Origin of the sequence: Mesorhizobium sp. M5C.F.Ca.IN.020.32.2.1 (assembly GCF_004023105.1) — a bacterium.
GTDB classification, from domain to species: Bacteria; Pseudomonadota; Alphaproteobacteria; order Rhizobiales; family Rhizobiaceae; genus Mesorhizobium; species Mesorhizobium wenxiniae.
Genome location: NZ_RZSX01001551.1, coordinates 1 through 639 on the forward strand (window position 1 = coordinate 1; position 639 = coordinate 639).

Sequence of the window (639 nt, forward strand, 5' to 3'; positions counted from 1 at the left end):
GAAGTCGATCGGCGGCCTCGACGCATTGATTGCCCGCGCCGACGCCAATGCCGCCGTTATCGACGGTTTCGTCGACAGATCCGCATGGCTCGGCCATCTGGCCACCGACCCGGCGACGCGGTCGAACACGTCCGTCTGTCTTTCCTTCACCGACCCGGATGTCGCCGCGCTTGATGCCGACGGACAAGCGGCGTTCGCCAAGGGCATCGTCTCGACGCTCGACAAGGAAGGCGTCGCCTACGATATCGGCGCCTATCGCGATGCGCCGCCCGGCCTGCGCATCTGGTGCGGCGCGACAGTCGAGACCTCCGACCTCGAAGCGCTGCTGCCGTGGCTCGACTGGGCCTTTGCCGCACAAAAGGCGTCGCTCAAGGCGGCTGCCTGAGTTTCCCGTGGCGGCCCTCGGGGCCGCCCATTCCCAAACGGATCAAATCTCATTTGAAGGAGGCCGCCATGGCGCCCCGCGTTCTCGTCTCAGACAAACTCTCCACCACTGCCGTGCAAATCTTTAGGGATCGCGGCATCGACGTCGACTACCTGCCCGACCTCGGCAAGGACAAGGAAAAGCTGCTCGAAGTGATCGGCCAGTATGATGGCCTCGCCATCCGCTCGGCGACCAAGGTCACCGAAAAGCTGATC

The 639-nt window shown here is 64.2% G+C and carries 2 pseudogenes; both read left to right on the plus strand.

The window, feature by feature from the left end:
* Nucleotides 1-385, plus strand: a pseudogene (locus EOA86_RS37375) (phosphoserine aminotransferase); the annotation flags it as partial.
* Between the two features lie 68 nt (nt 386-453).
* Nucleotides 454-639 (plus strand): annotated as a pseudogene (locus EOA86_RS37380) (phosphoglycerate dehydrogenase); the annotation flags it as partial.